This is a genomic window from Gilvimarinus sp. 1_MG-2023 (assembly GCF_030548285.1).
On the sequence record NZ_JAUOSC010001143.1, the window covers coordinates 1 to 264 of the forward strand.

The 264-nt window shown below is 31.4% G+C and carries 1 protein-coding gene; it reads right to left on the bottom strand.

Annotated features, from left to right (window positions below):
- Positions 1 to 183: DUF4286 family protein (locus Q4563_RS23770; RefSeq protein ID WP_442903826.1), on the bottom strand; the 183-nt coding region annotated here is incomplete at its 3' end.
- Between the last annotated feature and the right edge of the window lie 81 nt (positions 184 to 264).

The following is a 264-nucleotide window of genomic DNA, read 5'->3' on the forward strand; positions in this document are numbered from 1 at the left end:
GGCATACTGTACAGAAAATGTTTTACCTCCCATTTCTTCTTGAATCATTACCCTACTCATTTTAGCTCCTGTAAATTTACCTGTAGCCATCATTTCAGGAATGTAAACTTCTTTCATCCACAACAACCAATCTTTAACAACATCTTCGGTAACATTGGTAGTAACATTGTATATATACATCATCTGTTTTTAAAACAAAAATAAGATTTATTTAAAGTTTGGTTTCCTTTTTTCAAAAAAAGCAGTAGTTCCCTCCTTAAACTC